This window comes from Streptomyces liliifuscus (assembly GCF_016598615.1).
Taxonomy (GTDB): domain Bacteria; phylum Actinomycetota; class Actinomycetes; order Streptomycetales; family Streptomycetaceae; genus Streptomyces; species Streptomyces liliifuscus.
On the sequence record NZ_CP066831.1, the window covers coordinates 6,328,258 to 6,350,168 of the forward strand.

Annotated in this window: 16 protein-coding genes; 15 read left to right on the top strand and 1 reads right to left on the bottom strand. The window is 69.1% G+C overall.

What is annotated here, in order from left to right; all coding sequences use genetic code 11:
- The first annotated feature begins 511 nt into the window (after nucleotides 1–511).
- The 15 genes from JEQ17_RS27220 to recQ all read left to right on the top strand — a co-directional run bounded on the left by JEQ17_RS27220 (nucleotide 512) and on the right by recQ (nucleotide 18,812).
- Nucleotides 512–871, top strand: coding sequence for an NADH-quinone oxidoreductase subunit A (locus JEQ17_RS27220; protein WP_033319564.1), 360 nt, complete (start codon nucleotides 512–514; stop codon nucleotides 869–871).
- Between the two features lie 66 nt (nucleotides 872–937).
- On the top strand, nucleotides 938–1,492 hold the full coding sequence (locus tag JEQ17_RS27225; protein ID WP_018528252.1) for a NuoB/complex I 20 kDa subunit family protein: 555 nt from the start codon (nucleotides 938–940) through the stop codon (nucleotides 1,490–1,492).
- Entirely contained in the window at nucleotides 1,489–2,229 is a 741-nt protein-coding gene (locus JEQ17_RS27230; protein WP_200397655.1) for an NADH-quinone oxidoreductase subunit C, read from the top strand. Before JEQ17_RS27225 ends, JEQ17_RS27230 begins: the two co-directional genes overlap by 4 nt.
- Complete coding sequence (locus tag JEQ17_RS27235) at nucleotides 2,226–3,548, top strand: NADH-quinone oxidoreductase subunit D (RefSeq protein WP_200397656.1); 1,323 nt, start codon at nucleotides 2,226–2,228, stop codon at nucleotides 3,546–3,548. Before JEQ17_RS27230 ends, JEQ17_RS27235 begins: the two co-directional genes overlap by 4 nt.
- 29 nt (nucleotides 3,549–3,577) lie before the next feature.
- Complete coding sequence (nuoE, locus tag JEQ17_RS27240; protein WP_200401746.1) at nucleotides 3,578–4,402, top strand: NADH-quinone oxidoreductase subunit NuoE; 825 nt, start codon at nucleotides 3,578–3,580, stop codon at nucleotides 4,400–4,402.
- Nucleotides 4,402–5,784 (top strand): NADH-quinone oxidoreductase subunit NuoF, encoded by a 1,383-nt coding sequence (gene nuoF, locus JEQ17_RS27245; protein WP_200397657.1) that lies wholly within the window; start codon nucleotides 4,402–4,404, stop codon nucleotides 5,782–5,784. Before nuoE ends, nuoF begins: the two co-directional genes overlap by 1 nt.
- Nucleotides 5,781–8,285 carry an NADH-quinone oxidoreductase subunit G gene (locus JEQ17_RS27250; RefSeq protein ID WP_200397658.1) on the top strand — a complete coding sequence of 835 codons (2,505 nt, stop codon included), beginning with the start codon at nucleotides 5,781–5,783 and terminating at the stop codon, nucleotides 8,283–8,285. The genes nuoF and JEQ17_RS27250 overlap by 4 nt, the downstream gene beginning before the upstream one ends.
- The gene (gene nuoH / locus JEQ17_RS27255; protein ID WP_200397659.1) at nucleotides 8,282–9,670 is read left to right on the top strand and encodes an NADH-quinone oxidoreductase subunit NuoH; all 1,389 of its coding nucleotides are present in this window, start codon (nucleotides 8,282–8,284) and stop codon (nucleotides 9,668–9,670) included. The genes JEQ17_RS27250 and nuoH overlap by 4 nt, the downstream gene beginning before the upstream one ends.
- A complete protein-coding gene (nuoI, locus tag JEQ17_RS27260) occupies nucleotides 9,663–10,265 on the top strand; it encodes an NADH-quinone oxidoreductase subunit NuoI (RefSeq protein WP_200397660.1) in 603 nt (200 codons plus the stop codon). The genes nuoH and nuoI overlap by 8 nt, the downstream gene beginning before the upstream one ends.
- A complete protein-coding gene (locus JEQ17_RS27265; RefSeq protein WP_200397661.1) occupies nucleotides 10,262–11,104 on the top strand; it encodes an NADH-quinone oxidoreductase subunit J in 843 nt (280 codons plus the stop codon). The genes nuoI and JEQ17_RS27265 overlap by 4 nt, the downstream gene beginning before the upstream one ends.
- Nucleotides 11,101–11,400 carry an NADH-quinone oxidoreductase subunit NuoK gene (nuoK, locus tag JEQ17_RS27270; protein WP_003974374.1) on the top strand — a complete coding sequence of 100 codons (300 nt, stop codon included), beginning with the start codon at nucleotides 11,101–11,103 and terminating at the stop codon, nucleotides 11,398–11,400. Before JEQ17_RS27265 ends, nuoK begins: the two co-directional genes overlap by 4 nt.
- A gap of 14 nt (nucleotides 11,401–11,414) precedes the next feature.
- Nucleotides 11,415–13,310: an NADH-quinone oxidoreductase subunit L gene (gene nuoL, locus JEQ17_RS27275; RefSeq protein WP_200397662.1), complete on the top strand. Its 1,896-nt coding sequence runs from the start codon at nucleotides 11,415–11,417 to the stop codon at nucleotides 13,308–13,310.
- A 5-nt stretch (nucleotides 13,311–13,315) separates the two neighbouring features.
- Nucleotides 13,316–14,887: an NADH-quinone oxidoreductase subunit M gene (locus JEQ17_RS27280; protein WP_200397663.1), complete on the top strand. Its 1,572-nt coding sequence runs from the start codon at nucleotides 13,316–13,318 to the stop codon at nucleotides 14,885–14,887.
- Nucleotides 14,884–16,533, top strand: a complete 1,650-nt coding sequence (nuoN, locus tag JEQ17_RS27285) for an NADH-quinone oxidoreductase subunit NuoN (RefSeq protein ID WP_200397664.1) — start codon at nucleotides 14,884–14,886, stop codon at nucleotides 16,531–16,533. Before JEQ17_RS27280 ends, nuoN begins: the two co-directional genes overlap by 4 nt.
- Before the next feature lie 200 nt (nucleotides 16,534–16,733).
- On the top strand, nucleotides 16,734–18,812 hold the full coding sequence (gene recQ, locus JEQ17_RS27290; RefSeq protein WP_200401747.1) for a DNA helicase RecQ: 2,079 nt from the start codon (nucleotides 16,734–16,736) through the stop codon (nucleotides 18,810–18,812).
- An 89-nt stretch (nucleotides 18,813–18,901) separates the two neighbouring features.
- Here the strand turns inward: recQ and JEQ17_RS27295 are convergent, their stop codons facing one another.
- Nucleotides 18,902–21,883: a fumarate reductase/succinate dehydrogenase flavoprotein subunit gene (locus tag JEQ17_RS27295; RefSeq protein ID WP_200401748.1), complete on the bottom strand. Its 2,982-nt coding sequence runs from the start codon at nucleotides 21,881–21,883 to the stop codon at nucleotides 18,902–18,904.
- Nucleotides 21,884–21,911 lie beyond the last annotated feature (28 nt).

Here is a 21,911-nt window from a genome sequence, read left to right on the forward strand (position 1 = left end):
GTGAGGCGGGGGAGCCGTGAAGGTCGGGCCGACGGACGCGTTCCGCTCGTGAACGGATGCACGCGCCCGGGTCGTCCACACCGGGCACCGCAACTCCCCCCGAAGTGTGAACGAGTTCCTCTATCAAGCACCGATGTCCAACGCCAATTTGCCTTGGATCTCGCGGCCTTGATAGTGCGTCGAAGCCTGGACCAGCGACGACGGGCGAAAATGTCACCTCTGGTGATCACTCGGACGCTTCTCGTACGAAGATCGGCACTGATCCGACTTCATGATCCTTCGCCGGGTGGTGGAGATCACAAAGACGTTGTCGTACCCCGTGTCGCAGATCACAGACCCGCAGGCATAAGATGCGGGGCAGTTGGGCTTGTGACCTGCTTCACATGTACACGATCTTCGTGGAGCCGCACGGAGCTCGTGGGCCTCATGAGGTTCATGGGGCACGCGGGGCAGGGAACAACGTCTGATGCAACCGCCAGCAGTCAATGCCGACTGAGAGGAGCGAGGAGCGGTGAACGCGTATGCGCCCATCCTCGTACTGGGAGCCCTCGGAGCAGGCTTTGCGATCTTCTCCGTGGTCATGGCCACGCTTATCGGTCCAAAGCGCTACAACCGGGCCAAGCTCGAAGCCTACGAGTGCGGTATCGAGCCGACCCCCACGCCGGCCGGCGGCGGGCGGTTCCCCATCAAGTACTACCTGACGGCGATGCTCTTCATCATTTTCGATATCGAGATCGTCTTCCTCTATCCCTGGGCCGTCACGTTCGACGCACTCGGGGTTTTCGGGCTCGTGGAGATGTTGCTCTTCGTGCTCACCGTCTTCGTCGCGTACGCGTACGTGTGGCGGCGAGGCGGCCTGGAATGGGACTGAAACCCGCATGGGACTGAACCCCGCAAGGGACTGAGCCCCGTATAGGGGACAGAGGAGCCACTGAGCATGGGACTCGAAGAAAAGCTGCCGAGCGGCTTCCTGCTGACCACCGTCGAGCAGGCCGCGGGATGGGTGCGCAAGTCGTCCGTCTTCCCCGCCACCTTCGGCCTCGCCTGCTGCGCCATCGAGATGATGACGACGGGCGCGGGCCGCTACGACCTGGCGCGCTTCGGCATGGAGGTCTTCCGCGGCTCGCCGCGCCAGGCCGACCTGATGATCGTCGCCGGACGCGTCAGCCAGAAGATGGCGCCGGTCCTGAGGCAGGTCTACGACCAGATGCCGAACCCCAAGTGGGTGATCTCCATGGGGGTTTGCGCCTCGTCGGGCGGCATGTTCAACAACTACGCGATCGTGCAGGGCGTCGACCACATCGTCCCTGTCGACATCTATCTGCCCGGCTGTCCGCCACGGCCCGAGATGCTGATGGACGCGATTCTCAAGCTCCACCAGAAGATCCAGTCCTCGAAGCTCGGCGTGAACGCCGAGGAGGCGGCCCGCGAGGCGGAGGAAGCGGCGCTCAAGGCGCTCCCCACCATCGAGATGAAGGGCCTGCTGCGGTGAGCGACGCGAACGGCAACGGGGTGAACCCCGAGAAGGACCTCGGCGCCTCCAACCTCCCGGGCCAGCGCGGCGAGGGCGGCGAGGAGATCCGTGTCCAGCGCGGCATGTTCGGCGCCGACAACGGCGGGGACACCTCCGGCTACGGCGGCCTGGTCCGCTCGATCCGGCTGCCCGGACCGGCCTCCCGCCCCTACGGCGGCTGGTTCGACGAGGTCGCCGACGAGCTCGAAGGAGCCCTGGAGGAACAGGGTCTCGTTCCCGAGAACGCGATCGAGAAGACGATCGTCGACCGCGACGAGATGACCTTCCACATCGACCGCGAGCACCTGCTCCAGGTCGCCCAGACCCTGCGCGACGACCCGGCCCTGCGCTTCGAACTCTGCACCGGCGTGAGCGGAGTCCACTACCCGCAGGACAAGGGCCGCGAGCTGCACGCCGTCTACCACCTGCGCTCGATCACCCACAACCGGCTGATCCGCCTGGAGGTCAGCGCCCCGGACAGCGAGCCGCGCATCCCGTCCCTGGTCTCGGTCTATCCGACCAACGACTGGCACGAGCGCGAGACGTACGACTTCTTCGGCATCGTCTTCGAGGGCCACCCGGCACTCACGCGGATCATGATGCCGGACGACTGGCAGGGCTTTCCGCAGCGCAAGGACTATCCCCTCGGCGGCATCCCCGTCGAGTACAAGGGCGCCCAGATCCCGGCTCCGGACCAGCGGAGGTCGTACTCATGAGCACGTCGCACGCATCTGCACGCGAGACGACCGAAGGCACCGTCTACACGGTCACCGGCGGCGACTGGGACGAGGTCGTCCAGACCGCGGCCAAGGCCGACGACGAGCGCATCGTCGTCAACATGGGCCCCCAGCACCCGTCCACGCACGGCGTGCTCCGGCTCATCCTGGAGATCGAGGGCGAGACGGTCACCGAGGCCCGCTGCGGCATCGGCTATCTGCACACCGGCATCGAGAAGAACCTCGAATTCCGTACGTGGACACAGGGCACGACCTTCGTGACGCGCATGGACTACCTGACGTCGTTCTTCAACGAGACCGCGTACTGCCTGGCCGTCGAGAAGCTCCTCGGCATCGAGGACCAGATCCCGGACCGCGCGACGATCATCCGGGTGCTCCTGATGGAGCTGAACCGGCTCTCCTCGCACCTGGTGTGCATCGCCACCGGCGGCATGGAACTCGGCGCCACCACGATCATGATCTACGGCTTCCGTGATCGTGAACTCATTCTCGACATCTACGAGCTGATCACCGGCCTGCGCATGAACCACGCGTACATCCGGCCCGGCGGCCTCGCCCAGGACCTGCCGCCCGGCGCGGTGGACCAGATCCGCGAGTTCGTGAAGAAGATGCAGAAGAACCTTCCCGAGTACGACAAGCTCGCCACCGGGAACCCCATCTTCAAGGCCCGTATGCAGGACATCGGCCATCTCGACCTGGCCGGCTGCATGGCACTCGGCGCCACGGGCCCGATCCTCCGCTCGGCCGGCCTGCCGCACGACCTGCGCAAGGCGCAGCCGTACTGCGGCTACGAGACGTACGACTTCGACGTCCCGACCACCGACACCTGCGACGCGTACGGGCGCTTCCTGATCCGTCTGGAGGAGATGCGCCAGTCGCTGCGGATCGTCGAGCAGTGCCTGGACCGGCTGCAGCCCGGTCCGGTCATGGTCACCGACAAGAAGATCGCCTGGCCCGCACAGCTCGCGCTCGGCCCCGACGGACTCGGCAACTCGCTCGACCACATCAAGAAGATCATGGGCACCTCCATGGAGGCCCTGATCCACCACTTCAAGCTGGTGACCGAGGGGTTCCGCGTGCCGCCGGGCCAGGCGTACGCGGCCGTCGAGTCGCCCAAGGGCGAACTCGGGGTGCACGCCGTGTCCGACGGAGGCACCCGCCCCTACCGGGTCCACTACCGGGACCCGTCCTTCACCAATCTGCAGGCCATGGCGGCGATGTGCGAGGGCGGCCAGGTCGCCGACGTCATCGTCGCCGTCGCGTCCATCGACCCCGTGATGGGAGGCGTCGACCGGTGACCACGACCCCCGAGGGCGTCAGCCTGGGCATGCCCCAACTGCCCGCGCCCGACTACCCGGACGACGTTCGAGCCAGGCTGGAGGCGGACGCGCGCGAGATCATCGCCCGCTACCCGGACTCCCGGTCCGCCCTCCTGCCGTTGCTGCATCTCGTGCAGTCGGAGGAGGGCCATGTCACGCGCACCGGGCAGCGGTTCTGCGCGGAGATGCTCGACCTGACCACGGCCGAGGTCACCGCCGTCGCGACCTTCTACTCCATGTACCGGCGCAAGCCGAGCGGTGACTACCAGGTGGGCGTCTGCACCAACACCCTGTGCGCGGTCATGGGCGGCGACGCGATCTTCGAGTCCCTCCAGGACCACCTCGGCGTCGGCAACGGCGAGACCACCGACGACGGCAAGGTCACCCTGGAGCACATCGAGTGCAACGCGGCCTGCGACTTCGCGCCGGTCGTGATGGTCAACTGGGAGTTCTTCGACAACCAGACCGTGGCGAGCGCGAAGCGTCTCGTCGACGACCTGCGCGCGGGAACACAGGTCGAGCCGACGCGCGGTGCCCCCCTGTGCACGTTCAAGGACACCGCCCGCATCCTGGCGGGCTTCCCCGACGAGCGCGAGGGCGCGGTCGAGGCGAGCGGCGGCGCGGGCCCCGCCTCGCTGATCGGTCTCCGGCTGGCCAAGGGGGAGACGGGCCCCGCGCGCGTGGTGCACCCGCGAGGGTCCGGCGCTCCCCAGGACGAGGCGCCGCACGGCACGTCGCCGGCCGAGCACCTCAGTTCGCACGACGCACCGCAGGACACGTCGGCCTCCGACCCGTCCCACCCGGCCGGGCCCACTGCCGAGGAGGGGGAGTGATGACCTTGTCCACTCAATACGGGGGCACCTCTCAGCCGGAGACCGGCGGAGAGACCAGCCCCGAGAAGCTGCTCTCACCGGTGCTGTCCGCCTTCTGGGACGAGGACAAGTCCTGGTCGCTGGACGTGTACCGGAGGCACGACGGGTACGAGGGCCTGCGCAAGGCGCTCGCGATGTCACCGGACGACCTCATCGCGTATGTGAAGGACTCCGGTCTGCGCGGCCGTGGCGGCGCGGGATTCCCCACCGGAATGAAGTGGCAGTTCATTCCCCAGGGTGATGGAAAGCCTCACTATCTAGTTGTCAACGCCGACGAATCGGAACCGGGCACCTGCAAGGACATCCCGCTTCTCTTCGCGAACCCGCACAGCCTCATTGAGGGCATTGTCATCGCCTGTTATGCGATCCGGTCGTCGCATGCCTTCATTTATCTGCGTGGTGAAGTCGTCCCCGTGCTCAGGCGGTTGCACGAGGCCGTACGCGAGGCCTATGCGGCGGGTTACCTGGGCGAGAACGTGCTGGGCAGTGGGCTCGATCTCCAGCTCACCGTGCACGCGGGCGCGGGCGCGTACATCTGCGGTGAGGAGACCGCGCTGCTCGACTCGCTCGAAGGCCGCCGTGGACAGCCGCGACTTCGTCCCCCTTTCCCCGCCGTCGCGGGCCTCTATGCCTGTCCGACTGTTGTGAACAACGTCGAGTCCATCGCGTCGGTTCCCGCGATTCTCCACAAGGGCAAGGAATGGTTCCGGTCGATGGGAAGCGAGAAGTCCCCGGGCTTCACGCTCTACTCCCTGAGCGGCCATGTCACCAATCCCGGCCAGTACGAGGCCCCGCTCGGCATCACACTCCGTCAGCTCCTCGACATGAGCGGCGGCATCCGGCAGGGACACCGCCTCAAGTTCTGGACGCCGGGCGGCTCCTCGACCCCGATGTTCACCGACGAGCACCTCGACGTCCCTCTCGACTACGAAGGAGTGGGCGCCGCGGGTTCCATGCTCGGCACAAAAGCACTCCAGTGCTTCGACGAGACGACCTGTGTCGTCCGGGCCGTCACCCGGTGGACCGAGTTCTACGCCCACGAGTCCTGCGGCAAGTGCACCCCCTGCCGCGAAGGGACGTACTGGCTCGTGCAGTTGCTGCGCGACATCGAGGCCGGCAAGGGCGTCATGTCCGACCTCGACAAGCTGAACGACATCGCCGACAACATCAACGGCAAGTCCTTCTGCGCCCTCGGCGACGGCGCCGCCTCGCCGATCTTCTCCTCGCTCAAGTACTTCCGCGCGGAGTACGAGGAGCACATCAACGGCCGGGGCTGCCCCTTCGACCCCGCCAAGTCGACGGCCTGGGCCGACAAGGAAAAGCACACGGAGGTGAACGCATGACGGTAACCACGAGCGCTCCCTCCGGAGGCGGGGAGGCTGCGGTTCCGCCGGAGGATCTCGTCGCGCTGACCATCGACGGCGTCGAGATCAGCGTGCCCAAGGGCACCCTGGTCATCCGCGCGGCCGAACAGCTCGGCATCGAGATCCCCCGCTTCTGCGACCATCCGCTCCTCGACCCGGCCGGTGCCTGCCGTCAGTGCATCGTCGAGGTCGAGGGCCAGCGCAAGCCCATGGCGTCCTGCACGATCACCTGCACCGACGGGATGGTCGTCAAGACCCATCTCACCTCTCCTGTCGCCGAGAAGGCCCAGAAGGGTGTGATGGAGCTCCTGCTCATCAACCACCCGCTGGACTGCCCGGTCTGCGACAAGGGCGGCGAGTGCCCCCTGCAGAACCAGGCCATGTCGCACGGCCACTCCGAGTCCCGCTTCGAGGGCAAGAAGCGCACGTACGAGAAGCCCGTCCCGATCTCCACCCAGGTGCTGCTCGACCGCGAACGCTGCGTGCTGTGCGCCCGCTGCACCCGGTTCTCCAACCAGATCGCGGGCGACCCGATGATCGAGCTGATCGAGCGGGGCGCGCTCCAGCAGGTCGGCACCGGCGAGGGCGACCCCTTCGAGTCGTACTTCTCCGGGAACACCATCCAGATCTGCCCGGTCGGCGCGCTGACCTCGGCGGCGTATCGCTTCCGCTCCCGGCCGTTCGACCTCGTCTCGTCGCACTCGGTGTGCGAGCACTGCTCCGGCGGCTGCGCGACCCGCACCGACCACCGGCGCGGCAAGGTCATGCGGCGCCTCGCCTCCCCGGACCCCCAGGTCAACGAGGAGTGGCTCTGCGACAAGGGGCGGTTCGGCTTCCGGTACGCCCAGCAGCGGGACCGGCTCCAGACCCCCCTGGTGCGCGGCGAGTCCGGTGAGCTGGAGCCCGCTTCCTGGCCGGAGGCCCTGGAGGCCGCCGCCCAGGGGCTCCTTGCCGCCCGCTCCCGGGCCGCCGTTCTCACCGGCGGCCGGCTGACCGTCGAGGACGCCTACGCCTACAGCAAGTTCGCGCGCGTGGCCCTCGACACCAACGACATCGACTTCCGCGCGCGCGTGCACAGCGGCGAGGAGGCCGACTTCCTGGCCTCCCGGGTCGCCGGACGCGGACGTGACCTCGACGGTACGGGCGTCACGTACACCGCACTGGAGAAGGCACCCGCCGTCCTGCTCGCCGGATTCGAGTCCGAGGAGGAGGCGCCCGGTGTCTTCCTGAGGCTGCGCAAGGCCTGGCGGGGACACGGGCAGAAGACCTTCTCGCTGGCCACACACGCGACCCGCGGCCTGGAGAAGGCGGGCGGCACACTGCTGCCGGCCGCCCCCGGCACCGAGACCGAGTGGCTGGACGCGCTCGCCTCCGGGTCCGGCCTGGAGGTCGACGGAGCGAAGGCCGCCGAGGCACTGCGCACCGAGGGCGCCGTGATCGTCGTCGGCGAGCGGCTGGCCGCCGTGGCGGGCGGGCTCACCGCCGCCGTACGGGCCTCCACCGCGACCGGCGCCCAGCTGGTGTGGATCCCGCGCCGGGCCGGGGAGCGCGGCGCGATCGAGGCGGGGGCACTGCCCTCGCTGCTGCCCGGCGGACGCCCGGCCACCGACCCGCGCGCGCGGGACGAGGTCACCCTCGCCTGGGGCATCGCGGCACTGCCGCACCGCCACGGCCGTGACACCGGACAGATCGTCGAGGCCGCCGCCACCGGTGAGCTCTCCGCGCTCGTCGTCGCGGGTGTGGAGGTCGCCGACCTTCCCGATCCGGCACGCGCGCGTGAAGCACTTTCCGCGGTGGGCTTCCTGGTGTCGCTGGAACTGCGCCCCAGTGAGGTCACCGAGCAGGCGGACGTCGTCTTCCCCGTGGCCGCGGTCGCCGAGAAGGCGGGCACCTTCCTCAACTGGGAGGGCCGCGCACGCCTCTTCGAGTCCGCGCTCAAGCCCGAGCAGCTGACCCGCCGGGTGTCGCCCACCGACGGGCGCGTGCTGCAGATGCTGGCCGACGCCATGGACGTACACCTGGGACTGCCCGACCTGCGCACCGCGCGCGTGGAGCTGGACAGGCTCGGCACCTGGGACGGGGCGCGCGCCACCGAACCCCTGGAGACCGCGGCCGTTCTGCCGAGGCCCGCCGCCGGGGAGGCCGTGCTCGCCGGACACCGGCTGCTGCTCGACCAGGGCCGTCTGCAGGAGGGCGACACGGCGCTCGCCGGGACACGGCATGCCGCACACGCGCGCGTGTCGGCCGCCACGGCCGCCGAGGCGGGTGTCAAGAACGGCGACCTGCTCGCCGTGACCGGCCCCTCCGGAGTGGTCGAACTCCCGCTGCAGATCACCGAGATGCCCGACCGTGTGGTCTGGCTCCCGCTGAACTCCGCCGGGGGAGGCGTCGCCTCGGACACGGGCGCGCTGCCCGGCGCACTCGTCCGCATCGGCCCGGCGACGCTCGCCGCCGAGACCCCCAAGGAGGTGGAGGCATGACCGGAAACCTCGCCGCGCCCGTGTACCTGGCCGCGGAGGACCTCTCCATGTTCGGCCGCGACCCCTGGTGGCTCGTCGTCATCAAGGCGGTCTTCTGCTTCGCCTTCCTGATGATCACCGTGCTGTTCTCCATCGTGTGGGAGCGCAAGGTCGTCGCCTGGATGCAGCTGCGCATCGGCCCCAACCGGCACGGCCCCTGGGGCATGCTCCAGTCGCTCGCCGACGGCATCAAACTGATGCTCAAGGAAGACCTGATCGTCAAGCGCGCCGACAAGGTCGTCTACATCCTCGCGCCGATCGTGGCCGCGATCCCGGCCTTCATGGCGATCGCGGTGATCCCCTTCGGACCGGCCGGCAACGAGATCTCGATCCTCGGCCACCGCACCACGATGCAGCTCACCGACCTGCCGATCGCGATGCTCTACATCCTCGCGGTCGCCTCGGTCGGCATCTACGGCATCGTGCTCGCGGGCTGGTCCTCCGGGTCGACGTATCCGCTCCTCGGCGGTCTGCGCTCCTGCGCGCAGATGATCTCGTACGAGATCGCCATGGGCGCCGCGTTCGCGTCGGTGTTCCTGTACTCCGGCTCGATGTCGACCTCGGAGATCGTCGCCCAGCAGCAGGACCGCTGGTACATCATCCTGCTGCCGGTGTCGTTCCTGATCTACATCGTGACGATGGTCGGCGAGACCAACCGCGCCCCCTTCGACATGCCGGAGTCCGAGGGCGACCTGGTCGGCGGCTTCAACACCGAGTACTCGTCCATCAAGTTCGCGCTGTTCATGCTCGCCGAGTACGTGAACATGGTGACCGTCTCGGCGGTCTCCGTGACGCTCTTCCTGGGCGGCTGGCGGGCCCCCTGGCCGGTCAGCACCTTCTGGGAGGGCGCGAACCACGGCTGGTGGCCGATGCTCTGGTTCGTCATCAAGGTGCAACTGCTGTTGTTCTTCTTCATCTGGCTGCGCGGCACGCTGCCCCGCGTCCGCTACGACCAGCTGATGAAGCTCGGCTGGAAGGTCCTCATCCCGGTCTCCGTGGTCTGGCTGATGTGCGTCGCGACCGTACGGACCCTGCGCAACGAGAACTACGACTTCGCCGACATCGCCCTGTACGTGGCGGGCGCGGTCCTTGTCCTGCTGTTGCTCTCCTTCATCGCCGACATGTACCGCGACCGGAAGGACGCCCAGGAGACGCCGGACGAACCCGTCGCCTTCGACCCGATGGCGGGCGGATTCCCCGTACCGCCGCTGCCCGGACAGGAGCTGCCGCCGGTGCCCCGGCGACGCCCGCGCCGGGAGCGGGAGTTGATTGTCAGTGGTGGCGTGAATACTGACAGTGACGGAATCGATGGACCTCGTGACGGAAAGGAGGCGTCCGATGGCTGATGAGCAGAAGGAGACCAAACCCGGTTTCCAGAACCCCGTCGCAGGCTTCGGCGTGACCTTCAAGGCCATGTTCAAGAAGCGGCTGACCGAGCAGTATCCGGAGCAGCAGAAGACCACCGCCCCGCGGTTCCACGGCCGGCACCAGCTCAACCGCCATCCGGACGGTCTGGAGAAGTGCGTCGGCTGCGAGCTGTGCGCCTGGGCGTGTCCCGCGGACGCCATCTATGTGGAGGGCGCGGACAACACCGAGGAGGAGCGCTACTCCCCGGGCGAGCGGTACGGCCGCGTCTACCAGATCAACTACGCCCGCTGCATCCTGTGCGGCCTGTGCATCGAGGCGTGCCCCACGCGCGCGCTGACGATGACCAACGAGTTCGAGCTGGCCGACTCCAGCCGCGCCAACCTCATCTACACCAAGGAGCAGCTGCTCGCCGGTCTCGAGGAGGGCATGGTCGAGTCACCGCACTCGATCTTCCCGGGCATGGACGAGGGCGACTACTACCGGGGCCTGGTCACGGAGGCCGCGCCCGGCACGGTTCCCCAGGTGGCGGTCTCCAAGGGAGAGAAGCCCGAGGAAGAGGGGGCGGACGCATGAGCGCGCAACTCGCCGCCCACGCCAACTCCCTCGCGGCCTACTCGACGTCCACGGGCGAGGCCTTCCAGTTCTGGATCCTCGGCACCGTCGCCGTGATCGGCGCCCTGTGCACCGTCTTCATGAAGAAGGCCGTGCACAGCGCGCTCTGCCTCGCCGGGACCATGATCGTCCTGGCGGTGTTCTACCTCGCCAACGGCGCGTACTTCCTGGGCATCGTCCAGGTCGTCGTCTACACCGGCGCGATCATGATGCTGTTCCTCTTCGTGGTCATGCTCGTCGGTGTCACCGCGGCCGACTCCCTGAAGGAGACCATCAAGGGGCAGCGCTGGCTGGCCCTCCTGTGCGGCCTCGGCTTCGGCATCCTGCTCTGCGCGGGCATCGGGAACGCCTCGCTGTCGGAGTTCAACGGTCTGACCCAGGCCAACTCCGGTGGCAACGTGGAGGGTCTGGCGGCCCTCATCTTCACGAAGTACGTGTTCGCCTTCGAGATCACCGGCGCCCTGCTCATCACGGCCGCCGTCGGCGCCATGGTGCTCACCCACCGCGAGCGCACCGAGCGTGCCAAGACCCAGCGCGAGCTGGCCGGGGAGCGCGTGCGGGCGAACAAGCAGCTCCCGCCGCTGCCGGCCCCCGGCGTCTACGCCCGGCACAACGCGGTGGACATCGCCGGCCTCCTGCCGGACGGCACCCCGTCCGAGCTCACCGTCATCAAGACACTGCGTGACCGCGGCCAGATCCGCGATGTGTCGGACGAGGCGATCAAGGACCTCAAGGCGCTGGAGCAGCGCTCCGAGGAGCGGCTCGGCCGCGAAGAGCGGGAAGAGGAGGCCGCGAAGTGAACCCCGTCAACTACCTCTACCTCGCCGCCCTGTTGTTCACGATCGGCGCCACCGGCGTCCTGATCAGGCGCAACGCGATCGTGGTGTTCATGTGCATCGAGCTGATGCTCAACGCCTGCAACCTCGCGTTCGTCGCCTTCTCCCGGATGCACGGCAATCTCGACGGCCAGATCATCGCCTTCTTCACGATGGTCGTCGCCGCCGCGGAGGTCGTGGTCGGGCTCGCGATCATCGTGTCGCTGTTCCGTTCCCGCCACTCGGCCTCGGTCGACGACGCCAGCCTGATGAAGCTGTAAGGGGTCGCTGAATCGTGGAGAACCTGATTGCGCTGCTTGTGGCGGCGCCTCTGCTCGGAGCGGCCGTACTGCTGTGCGGCGGCCGGCGGCTGGACGCCGTCGGCCACTGGATCGGTACGGCCCTCTCGTCCGTCTCCTTCGTGATCGGCGCGATCCTCTTCGCCGACATGCTGGGCAAGGACGCGGAACACCGGGCCATCGGCCAGCACCTGTTCAGCTGGATCCCCGTCGAGGGCTTCCAGGCGGACGTGGCCTTCCAGCTCGACCAGCTGTCGATGACGTTCGTGCTGCTGATCACGGGCGTCGGCTCGCTGATCCACGTGTACTCCATCGGGTACATGAAGCACGACGAGCGGCGCCGCCGCTTCTTCGGCTATCTGAACCTGTTCCTCGCGGCGATGCTGCTGCTCGTCCTCGCGGACAACTACCTGCTGCTGTACGTCGGCTGGGAGGGCGTCGGCCTCGCCTCGTACCTCCTGATCGGTTTCTGGCAGCACAAGCCCAGCGCCGCCACCGCCGCGAAGAAGGCCTTCCTGGTCAACCGCGTCGGCGATATGGGCCTGTCGATCGCGATCATGCTGATGTTCACCACCTTCGGGACCTTCGCCTTCGGGCCGGTCCTGGAGGCCACGGGTGAGACCGGCGAGGGCAAGCTGACAGCCATCGCTCTGATGCTGCTGCTCGCCGCCTGCGGCAAGTCCGCCCAGGTACCGCTGCAGTCCTGGCTCGGGGACGCGATGGAGGGCCCGACCCCGGTCTCGGCCCTCATCCACGCCGCGACCATGGTGACCGCGGGCGTGTACCTGATCGTCCGCTCCGCCGACATCTTCAACGCCGCGCCGGACGCCCAGCTCGTGACCACCGTGGTCGGAGCGGTCACGCTCCTCTTCGGTGCGATCGTCGGTTGCGCCAAGGACGACATCAAGAAGGCGCTCGCCGGTTCGACCATGTCGCAGATCGGCTACATGATCCTCGCGGCGGGCCTCGGCCCCATCGGCTACGTCTTCGCGATCATGCACCTGGTGACGCACGGCTTCTTCAAGGCCGGGCTCTTCCTCGGCGCCGGTTCGGTCATGCACGGCATGAACGACGAGGTCGACATGAGGAAGTACGGCGGCCTCAGGAAGTACATGCCGGTCACCTTCGTGACGTTCGGCCTCGGCTATCTGGCCATCATCGGCTTCCCGGGCCTGTCCGGCTTCTTCTCCAAGGACAAGATCATCGAGGCGGCCTTCGCCAAGGGCGGTACCGAGGGCTGGATCCTCGGCAGCGTGGCCCTGCTCGGCGCGGCCATCACCGCGTACTACATGACGCGCGTGATGCTGATGACCTTCTTCGGAGAGAAGCGCTGGCAGCCGGACGAGAACGGCCACGAGCCGCACCCGCACGAGTCCCCCAGATCCATGACGATCCCGATGATCGTGCTGGCTTTCGGATCGGTCTTCGCGGGCGCGTTCTTCGGCATCGGCGACCGCTTCATGCACTGGCTGGAGCCCGTCACCGAGCACGCGCACGGCCACCCGCCGATCAGCGCGACGACGGTCACGCTCTCCACCATGGTCGTGCTCGTCATCGGCGCGGGTCTCGCCTACGTCCAGTACGGGCGCCGTCCCGTCCCGGTGGTCGCCCCGCGCGGCTCCCTGCTCACCCGGGCCGCCCGGCGCGACCTCCTCCAGGACGACTTCAACCACGTCGTCCTCGTACGCGGCGGAGAGCACCTCACGCGCTCCCTGGTGTACGTCGACCACACCCTGGTCGACGGGGTCGTCAACGGCACGGCGGCCTCGATGGGCGGCCTCTCCGGACGGCTCCGCAAGCTGCAGAACGGCTATGCACGGTCGTACGCGGTCTCCATGTTCGGCGGTGCTGCGATCCTCATCGCCGCGACCCTGCTGATGAGGGCGGTCTGATACCGATGTCCTTTCCTCTGCTGACAGCGACGGCGGTGCTCCCGGCAGTCGGGGCCATCGCCACGGCAGCCGTGCCGGCCGCGCGCCGCACCGCCGCCAAGTGGCTGGCGCTGCTCGTCTCGCTCGCCACCCTGGTACTCGCCCTGGTCGTCCTGATCCGCTTCGACCCGGACGGCGACCGTTACCAGCTCACCGAATCGCACGCCTGGATCGCGGACTTCGGAGTGCGGTACGAACTGGGCGTGGACGGCATCGCGGTGGCGCTCATCGCGCTGACCGCCCTGTTGATCCCGTTCGTGATCCTCGCGGGCTGGCACGACGCCGACCCGCTGGAGACCAGCAGCAGCCGCTGGCGTCCGACCCAGGGCTTCTTCGCCCTGATCCTCGGCGTCGAGGCGATGGTGATCATCTCCTTCGAGGCCACCGACGTCTTCCTCTTCTACATCTTCTTCGAAGCCATGCTCATCCCGATGTACTTCCTCATCGGCGGCTTCGGAGACCGTGCCCACGCGGGCTCGGACGAGCACGCGGCGGCCCAGCGCTCGTACGCCGCGGTGAAGTTCCTCCTCTACAACCTGGTCGGCGGCCTGATCATGCTGGCCGCCGTGATCGGTCTCTACGTGGTGGCGGGAAACTTCTCGCTCCAGGAGATCGCCGAGGCCCGGGCCAACGGCACGCTGGACATGGCGACCAACACCGAGCGATGGCTCTTCCTGGGCTTCTTCTTCGCCTTCGCGGTGAAGGCGCCCCTGTGGCCGCTGCACACCTGGCTGCCCAACGCGATGGGGGAGGCCACCGCCCCGGTCGCCGTCCTGATCACGGCGGTGGTCGACAAGGTCGGCACCTTCGCGATGCTGCGCTTCTGCCTCCAGCTCTTCCCGGAGGCCTCGAAGTGGGCGACGCCGGTCATCCTCGTACTCGCCCTGATCAGCATCATCTACGGGGCGCTGCTCGCGGTCGGCCAGCGCGACATCAAGCGGCTGGTGGCGTACGCGTCGATCTCCCACTTCGGGTTCATCATCATGGGCATCTTCGCCATGACGAGCCAGGGCCAGTCGGGCGCGACGCTCTACATGGTCAACCACGGAATCTCGACCGCCGCGCTGATGCTGGTGGCCGGCTTCCTGATCTCGCGGCGCGGCTCGCGTCTGATCGCCGACTACGGAGGGGTGCAGAAGGTCGCGCCGGTGCTCGCCGGCACCTTCCTGATCGGCAGCCTCGCGACGCTGTCCCTGCCGGGGCTCGCGCCGTTCGTGAGTGAGTTCCTGGTCCTGGTCGGCACGTTCACGCGCTACCCGGTGATCGGGATCATCGCCACCTTCGGCATCGTCCTCGCCGCGCTCTACACGCTCGTGCTCTACCAGCGGACGATGACCGGCCCGGTGAAGCCCGAGGTTTCCGCGATGCCCGACCTCCGGGTGCGGGAGCTCGCGGTGGTCGCCCCGCTGATCGCTCTGTTGATCTTCCTCGGCGTCTACCCGAAGCCCCTCACCGACATCGTCAACCCGGCGGTCAAACAGACCATGTCCGACGTACAGAAGACAGACCCCAAGCCCGAGGTGGAGGCGGCCCCGTGAGCGCTACAGCCGTCCACAGCCTGTGGACAATGGCGGCCGACCCGATCGACAAGATCGACGCGCCGAAGATCGAATACGGGCAATTGTCGCCCACCCTGATCGTCATCGGTGCGGCGATCATCGGGATCCTGGTCGAGGCCTTCGTGCCCCGGAAGTCCCGCTACTACGTCCAGTTGTTCGTGTCCGTCGTCGCCCTCGCCGCCGCGTTCGCCGCGGTCGTCGGGCTCGCGGCGAGCGGATACGGCACCACCAAGGCCGGTATCGCCGCGATGGGCGCCATCGCGGTCGACGGGCCCTCACTGTTCCTGCAGGGCACGATCCTGCTGGCCGGTGTGCTCGGCGTGTTCACGTTCGCCGAGCGTCGGCTGGACCCGGTTGCGCACGGAAACCGCGTCGACTCCTTCGCCGCGCAGGCCGCGTCCGTGCCGGGCAGCGACAGCGAGAAGGCCGCGGTCAAGGCCGGGTTCGCCACCACCGAGGTGTTCCCGCTGCTGCTCTTCGCGATCGGCGGCATGCTCGTCTTCCCGTCGGCGAACGACCTGCTGACGCTGTTCATCGCCCTGGAGGTCTTCTCGCTGCCGCTCTACCTCCTGTGCGCCGTGGCCCGCCGCAAGCGGATCATGTCGCAGGAGGCCGCGGTCAAGTACTTCCTGCTCGGCGCCTTCGCCTCCGCGTTCACCCTCTTCGGCATCGCCCTGCTCTACGGCTACGCCGGTTCGGTGTCGTACGCGACGATCGCGCGGGTCGTCGACGGCACCATCGGGACGGTGAACCCGGCACTCGCCGACACCATGGGCAACGACGCGCTGCTGCTCATCGGCGCCGCGATGGTCGTGATGGGCCTGCTCTTCAAGGTCGGCGCCGTGCCGTTCCACATGTGGACCCCGGACGTCTACCAGGGCGCGCCGACCCCGGTCACCGGCTTCATGGCCGCCGCGACCAAGGTGGCCGCCTTCGGCGCGCTGCTGCGGCTGCTGTACGTCGTGCTGCCGGGCCTGCGCTGGGACTGGCGGCCGGTGATGATGGGCGTCGCGGTCGTCACCATGCTGGGCGGCGCGATCGTCGCGATCACCCAGACCGACATCAAGCGGCTCCTCGCGTACTCGTCGATCGCGCACGCGGGATTCATCCTCGCGGGTGTCATCGCGACCACGCCGGACGGTGTCTCGTCGGTGCTCTTCTACCTGGGCGCGTACTCGTTCGTGACGATCGGCGCGTTCGCGGTGGTCACCCTGGTACGGGACGCGGGCGGCGAGGCCACGCACCTGTCCAAGTGGGCCGGCCTCGGACGCAGGTCACCGCTGGTGGCCGCCGTGTTCGCGGTCTTCCTGCTGGCCTTCGCGGGCATCCCGCTGACCTCCGGCTTCGCCGGGAAGTTCGCCGTGTTCAAGGCGGCGGCGGAGGGCGGCGCGGGCGCGCTGGTCGTGGTCGGTGTGATCTCGTCGGCCATCGCGGCGTTCTTCTACATCCGCGTGATCGTGCTGATGTTCTTCAGCGAGCCGCGTCCGGAGGGACCGACGGTCGCCGTGCCGTCGCCGCTCACGATGACGGCGATCGGGGTGGGCGTGGCGGTCACGCTGGTACTGGGTGTGGCGCCGCAGTACTTCCTCGACCTGGCCGGTCAGGCGGGCGTCTTCGTCCGCTGACCTCGTGCTCTTCGGGCCCCGGTTCCTTTGGGAGCCGGGGCCCGAAGTGTTTTCGGGGGCGTGGTGGAGGTGTTTTTGGGCGCCTCGGCGGGCGCGTTGCGCAGATACTCCGTCGCAGCCTGTGGATAACTCTGAGGCTGTCGGTGCGGACCCCTATCGTGGAGGCAGCGGTCGAGGCACGACGTACGGGGGACGGGACTATGGGCGGGACGGGTGTGATGACAGAGGTGGCGGAGAGCGAAGCGCTCGGCACGCTCCACCGGGTCTTCGGTTACGAGACCTTCCGAGGCGAGCAGGAAGCCGTCATCGAGCATGTGGTGAGCGGCGGGGACGCGGTCGTCCTCATGCCCACGGGCGGCGGAAAGTCGCTCTGCTACCAGATTCCGGCCCTGGTCAGACCGGGCACGGGCGTGGTGGTCTCACCCCTCATCGCGCTGATGCAGGACCAGGTGGACGCGCTGCGGGCGCTCGGCGTGCGCGCCGGGTTCATGAACTCCACGCAGGACTTCGACGAGCGACGCACCGTCGAGGCCGAGTTCCTCGCGGGCGAGCTCGACCTGATCTACCTCGCGCCCGAGCGGCTGCGCCTGGAGTCCACGCTCGACCTCCTCAAGCGCGGAAAGATCTCCGTCTTCGCGATCGACGAGGCGCACTGCGTGTCCCAGTGGGGCCACGACTTCCGCCCCGACTACCTCTCGCTCTCGCTGCTGGGCGAGCGCTGGCCCGACGTACCGCGGATCGCGCTGACCGCGACGGCCACGGACGCCACGCACAAGGAGATCACCCAGCGCCTGGGCATGCCGGACGCCCGGCACTTCGTGGCGAGCTTCGACCGGCCCAACATCCAGTACCGGATCGTGCCGAAGGCCGACCCGAAGAAGCAGCTCCTGTCCTTCCTCAAGGAGGAGCACGCGGGCGACGCGGGCATCGTCTACTGCCTGTCGCGCAACTCGGTGGAGAAGACGGCCGAGTTCCTCGCCCGCAACGGCATCGAGGCGGTGCCGTACCACGCGGGTCTGGACTCCGGCACGCGCGCCGCCCACCAGTCGCGGTTCCTGCGCGAGGACGGGCTGGTGGTGTGCGCGACCATCGCCTTCGGCATGGGCATCGACAAGCCGGACGTCCGGTTCGTCGCCCACCTCGACCTGCCGAAGTCGGTCGAGGGCTACTACCAGGAGACGGGCCGCGCGGGCCGCGACGGACTGCCGTCCACGGCGTGGATGGCCTACGGCCTGAACGACGTCATACAACAGCGCAAGATGATCCAGTCGAGCGAGGGCGACGAGGCGTTCCGGCGCCGGGCGGCCTCGCATCTCGACGCGATGCTCGCGCTGTGCGAGACGGCCCAGTGCCGGCGCGGCCAGCTGCTCGCCTACTTCGGCCAGGACCCGGAGGCACCGGCCTGTGGGAACTGCGACACGTGTCTCGTCCCGCCCGAGACCTGGGACGGCACGGTCGCGGCCCAGAAGGTGCTGTCCACCGTGGTGCGGCTGCAGCGTGAGCGGGGACAGAAGTTCGGGGCGCTCCAGATCGTCGACATCCTGCTCGGGCGCAGGAGCGCCAAGGTCATCCAGTTCGACCACGACCAGCTGTCCGTGTTCGGCATCGGCGAGGAACTGGCCGAGGGCGAATGGCGGGGTGTCGTCCGGCAGTTGCTGGCCCAGGGGCTCCTCGCGGTCGAGGGGGAGTACGGCACGCTGGTGCTGACCGACGCGAGCGGGACCGTGCTGCGGCGCGAGCGGGAGGTGCCGCTGCGCAAGGAGCCGCCGAAGCCGGTGGCCTCCCGTTCCTCGTCCTCCTCGTCCGGCTCCGGTCGCAGCGAGCGCAAGGCCAAGGCGGCGGCCGCGGCGGCCGAGCTCTCGCCCGATCTGCTCCCCGCCTTCGAGGCCCTGCGCGCCTGGCGTGCCGGTCAGGCCAAGGAGCAGGGCGTCCCGGCGTACGTCATCTTCCACGACGCCACGCTGCGGGAGATCGCCACGGTGTGGCCCGGCTCCGTCGCGGAGCTGGGCGGGATCAGCGGGATCGGCGAGAAGAAGCTGGTGACTTACGGGGAGGGTGTGATCGGGGTGCTTGCTTCCTTGGAGCGGCCTTCCGGATCGGGCTCCGACTCCGGATCGGGCTCCGGTTCCGGATCGGGCTCCGGCTTGGGCTCTGGCGCTGGGCGAGCGGGGGATTCGGGGAGCGGTGAGAGGGCGGTTCCGGCGCCTCGGAGCGACGGCGACCCCGGGTTGTACTGGCCCGAGATGGAAGCCGAGCCGGAGCCGGAGGACTGGATATAGGTGCGGGTCGGTGGGGGCTGGTCGCGCAGTTCCCCGCGCCGAAGAGCTGGGCTGCGCCCCAGCTCTTCAGCCTGGGCACCGCGTGCGTGTCACAGAGCGCGTGACGCGTACGCCCTGACGTCGGCGTCGGAGTCGGTCGCGGCCGTGGAGAGGGCCTCGCGGGCTGCGGCGACGGCCGTCGCGGTGGAGGCGAGCGAAGCGTCCCCACCTGCTCCGCCGTCCCCGCCTGTTCCGCCGTCCCGGCCTGTCCCGCTTTCCGAGAATTCGCCCTGCTCGCCGAACTCCGTTGGCTGCGTATGGCGGACGAGTGCCAGGACGGCGGCCTTGCGGACGTCCGCGTTCGGGTCGGCCAGCGCCTTGGCGAGGGCCGGCACGGCCACCTCGGCGTCGGCCGCGGACAGTGCGGTGGCGGCGCCGGACCTGACCTGCCAAGCGGGATCCGCCTGAGCGCGGACGGCGCGTTCGGCCAGCGGCGCCGGGCACCCCGTGCCGGCCAGCGACGCGAAGGCGGCGCCGCGGACCAGGGCGTCGGTGTCCTCGGTGAGACGGTCCAGGGCGGCGAGCACGGCGTCGGCGGCCGTGGCGCCCGGCGCCGGAGCGGTGCCCTCGACCGTCTCACCGCCCGCTGCGCCCCTCGCGCCCGCGGCGACAGCCATGTTCCGGCGGTCGGCGTCCGTGCCCACCGTCGCCAGTGCCTTGGCCACGGTCACCCGGACCTCGCGGGAGGTGTCGTCCGCCGCCCGAACCAGTTCGTCGGCCGCGTCGACGGAGACCAGTGCCCGGACCGCTTCGATACGGACGGAGATTTCAGGATCGCCCAGTGAGCGGGCGAAGAGGCCGGCGTCGCCCAGCCGCAGGGCACGCAGAACGTCGAGGGCGGCGCCGCGGACGACGGGGTCGGGCTGTGCGAGGGCGTGGGTGAGCGGGTCGCGCAGAGCCGGTTCCGGCGTGAGCGTCTCGACGAGTTCGCGCAACGAGGCCGCCGCGGCGGCGCGAACGGCAGCGTCGGTGTCGGCGAGTGCGGCGGCCAGCGCCGGACCGGTTCCGGTGGGCGTGGTCTCGGTGAGCACGCTGACGGCCGCTCGCCGGACGGAGGGCTCGGGGTCGGTCAAGTAGGGCTGGACGGAGGCGAGTTCGGGCTCCTCCTCGGCGAGGGCGAGGAGTTCGAGCAGCCGGGGCGAGGCGTTCTCGCGGGCGCTGTCGCCGTTGGTGACCTCGCTGTCGGCGTGGTCGCTGTTGTCGTCGGGACCGGGGCTCCCGGCCATGGCGGTGGACGGCCGCGCGGCCACGGGAGCCGCGTCCCGGGCGCCGGCCGTGGCCACGCCCTCCGGATGGACCTCGCCGAGGTGCCGGGAGGGGCCGCCGGTCGGGTCGAAGCCGTCGACGGGGACGGCGTAGGGAGCCACGGGACGAGCCGTGAACTCCATCGAACCAGAGGGGGACTTGTGCAGGTCGAGGTGGTGGAACCAGGAGACGTCGTCGCGCGCGGGATGGTCCGTGCGGTCGTGGTAGAGGCCCCAGCGGGACTCCGTGCGGGCCAGCGAGGCGCGGGCAGCCATCTCCGCGCAGTCGCGGATGAAGGTGACCTCGGCGCACCGCATCAGCTCGTGCGGAGTGCGCCCGCCCATCTCGGAGATGTCGGTGCGCATCCGTTCGAAGGACTCGACGGCGAGCGACAGCCGGGCACCGGACTTGGGGGGCGCCACGTAGTCGTTCACGAACCGCCGGAGTTTGTACTCGACCTGGGGCTGGGGCGGCCCTTCCGGGTTGCGCAGCGGGCGGTAGATCAACTCGTGCGCCTCGCGCAGCTGGTTGTCCGGCAACTCGCCCTCGTGGGTGCGGTACTGGGCCGCGTCCGCCCCCGCGAGGTCACCGAAGACGAACGCGCCGATCATGTAGTTGTGCGGGACGCAGGCCAGGTCCCCGGCGGCGTACAGCCGCGGCACGGTCGTACGGGCGTGGTCGTCGACCCGTACGCCGGAGGCCGAGTGGCCGCCGCACAGGCCGATCTCGGAGATGTGCATCTCGACGTCGTGGGTGCGGTAGTCGTGACCGCGACCGGCGTGGAAGGTGCCGCGGGTGGGCCGCTCGGTGGAGTGCAGGATCGACTCCAGGGCGGAGATCGACTCCTCGGGCAGATGGCTCAGTTTGAGGTACACCGGGCCCCGGTCGCTCGCCACCTCCGCGGCGAACTCCGCCATCATCTGGCCCGACCAGTAGTCGGAGTCGACGAAGCGTTCGCCGTGCCGGTTGACCTGGTAACCGCCGAAGGGGTTGGCGACATAGGCGCAGGCGGGGCCGTTGTAGTCCTTGATCAGCGGGTTGATCTGGAAGCACTCGATGCCGGTGAGCTCGGCGCCCGCGTGGTAGGCCATGGCATAGCCGTCACCGGCGTTGGTGGGGTTCTCGTAGGTCCCGTAGAGGTAGCCGGAGGCGGGCAGGCCGAGGCGGCCGCAGGCGCCGGTCGCGAGGATCACACTGCCCGCGCGGACCGTCACGAACTGGCCCGTGCGGGTGTTGAAGCCGGCCGCCCCGATGGCGCGCCCGTCCTCGGGGGACGTCAGCACGCGCACCGGCATCACCCGGTTCTCGATGCGGATCCGCTCCCGCATCTCGCGCCGCCGCAGCTGGCGGTAGAGGACCTTCTTGACGTCCTTGCCCTCGGGCATCGGCAGCACGTACGAGCCGGACCGGTGGACCTGGCGGACGGCGTACTCGCCGTGCTCGTCCTTCTCGAACTTCACGCCGTACGACTCCAGGCGCTGGACCATGGCGAAGCCGCGGGTGGCGGTCTGGCGGACGGTGGACTGGTCGACGATGCCGTCGTTGGCGCGGGTGATCTCGGCGACGTAGTCGTCGGGTTCGGCCCGGCCGGGGATGACCGCGTTGTTGACGCCGTCCATGCCCATGGCGAGCGCGCCGGAGTGCCGGACGTGCGCCTTCTCCAGCAGCAGCACGTCGGCCCCCCGCTCGGCGGCGGTCAGCGCCGCCATGGTGCCGGCCGTGCCGCCGCCGATGACGAGGACGTCGCAGGAGAGCTCCTCGGCGTCACCGAGGGCGGGGATCGCCAGGAGGGTGTCGCCGGGTTCGCGGGTGTCC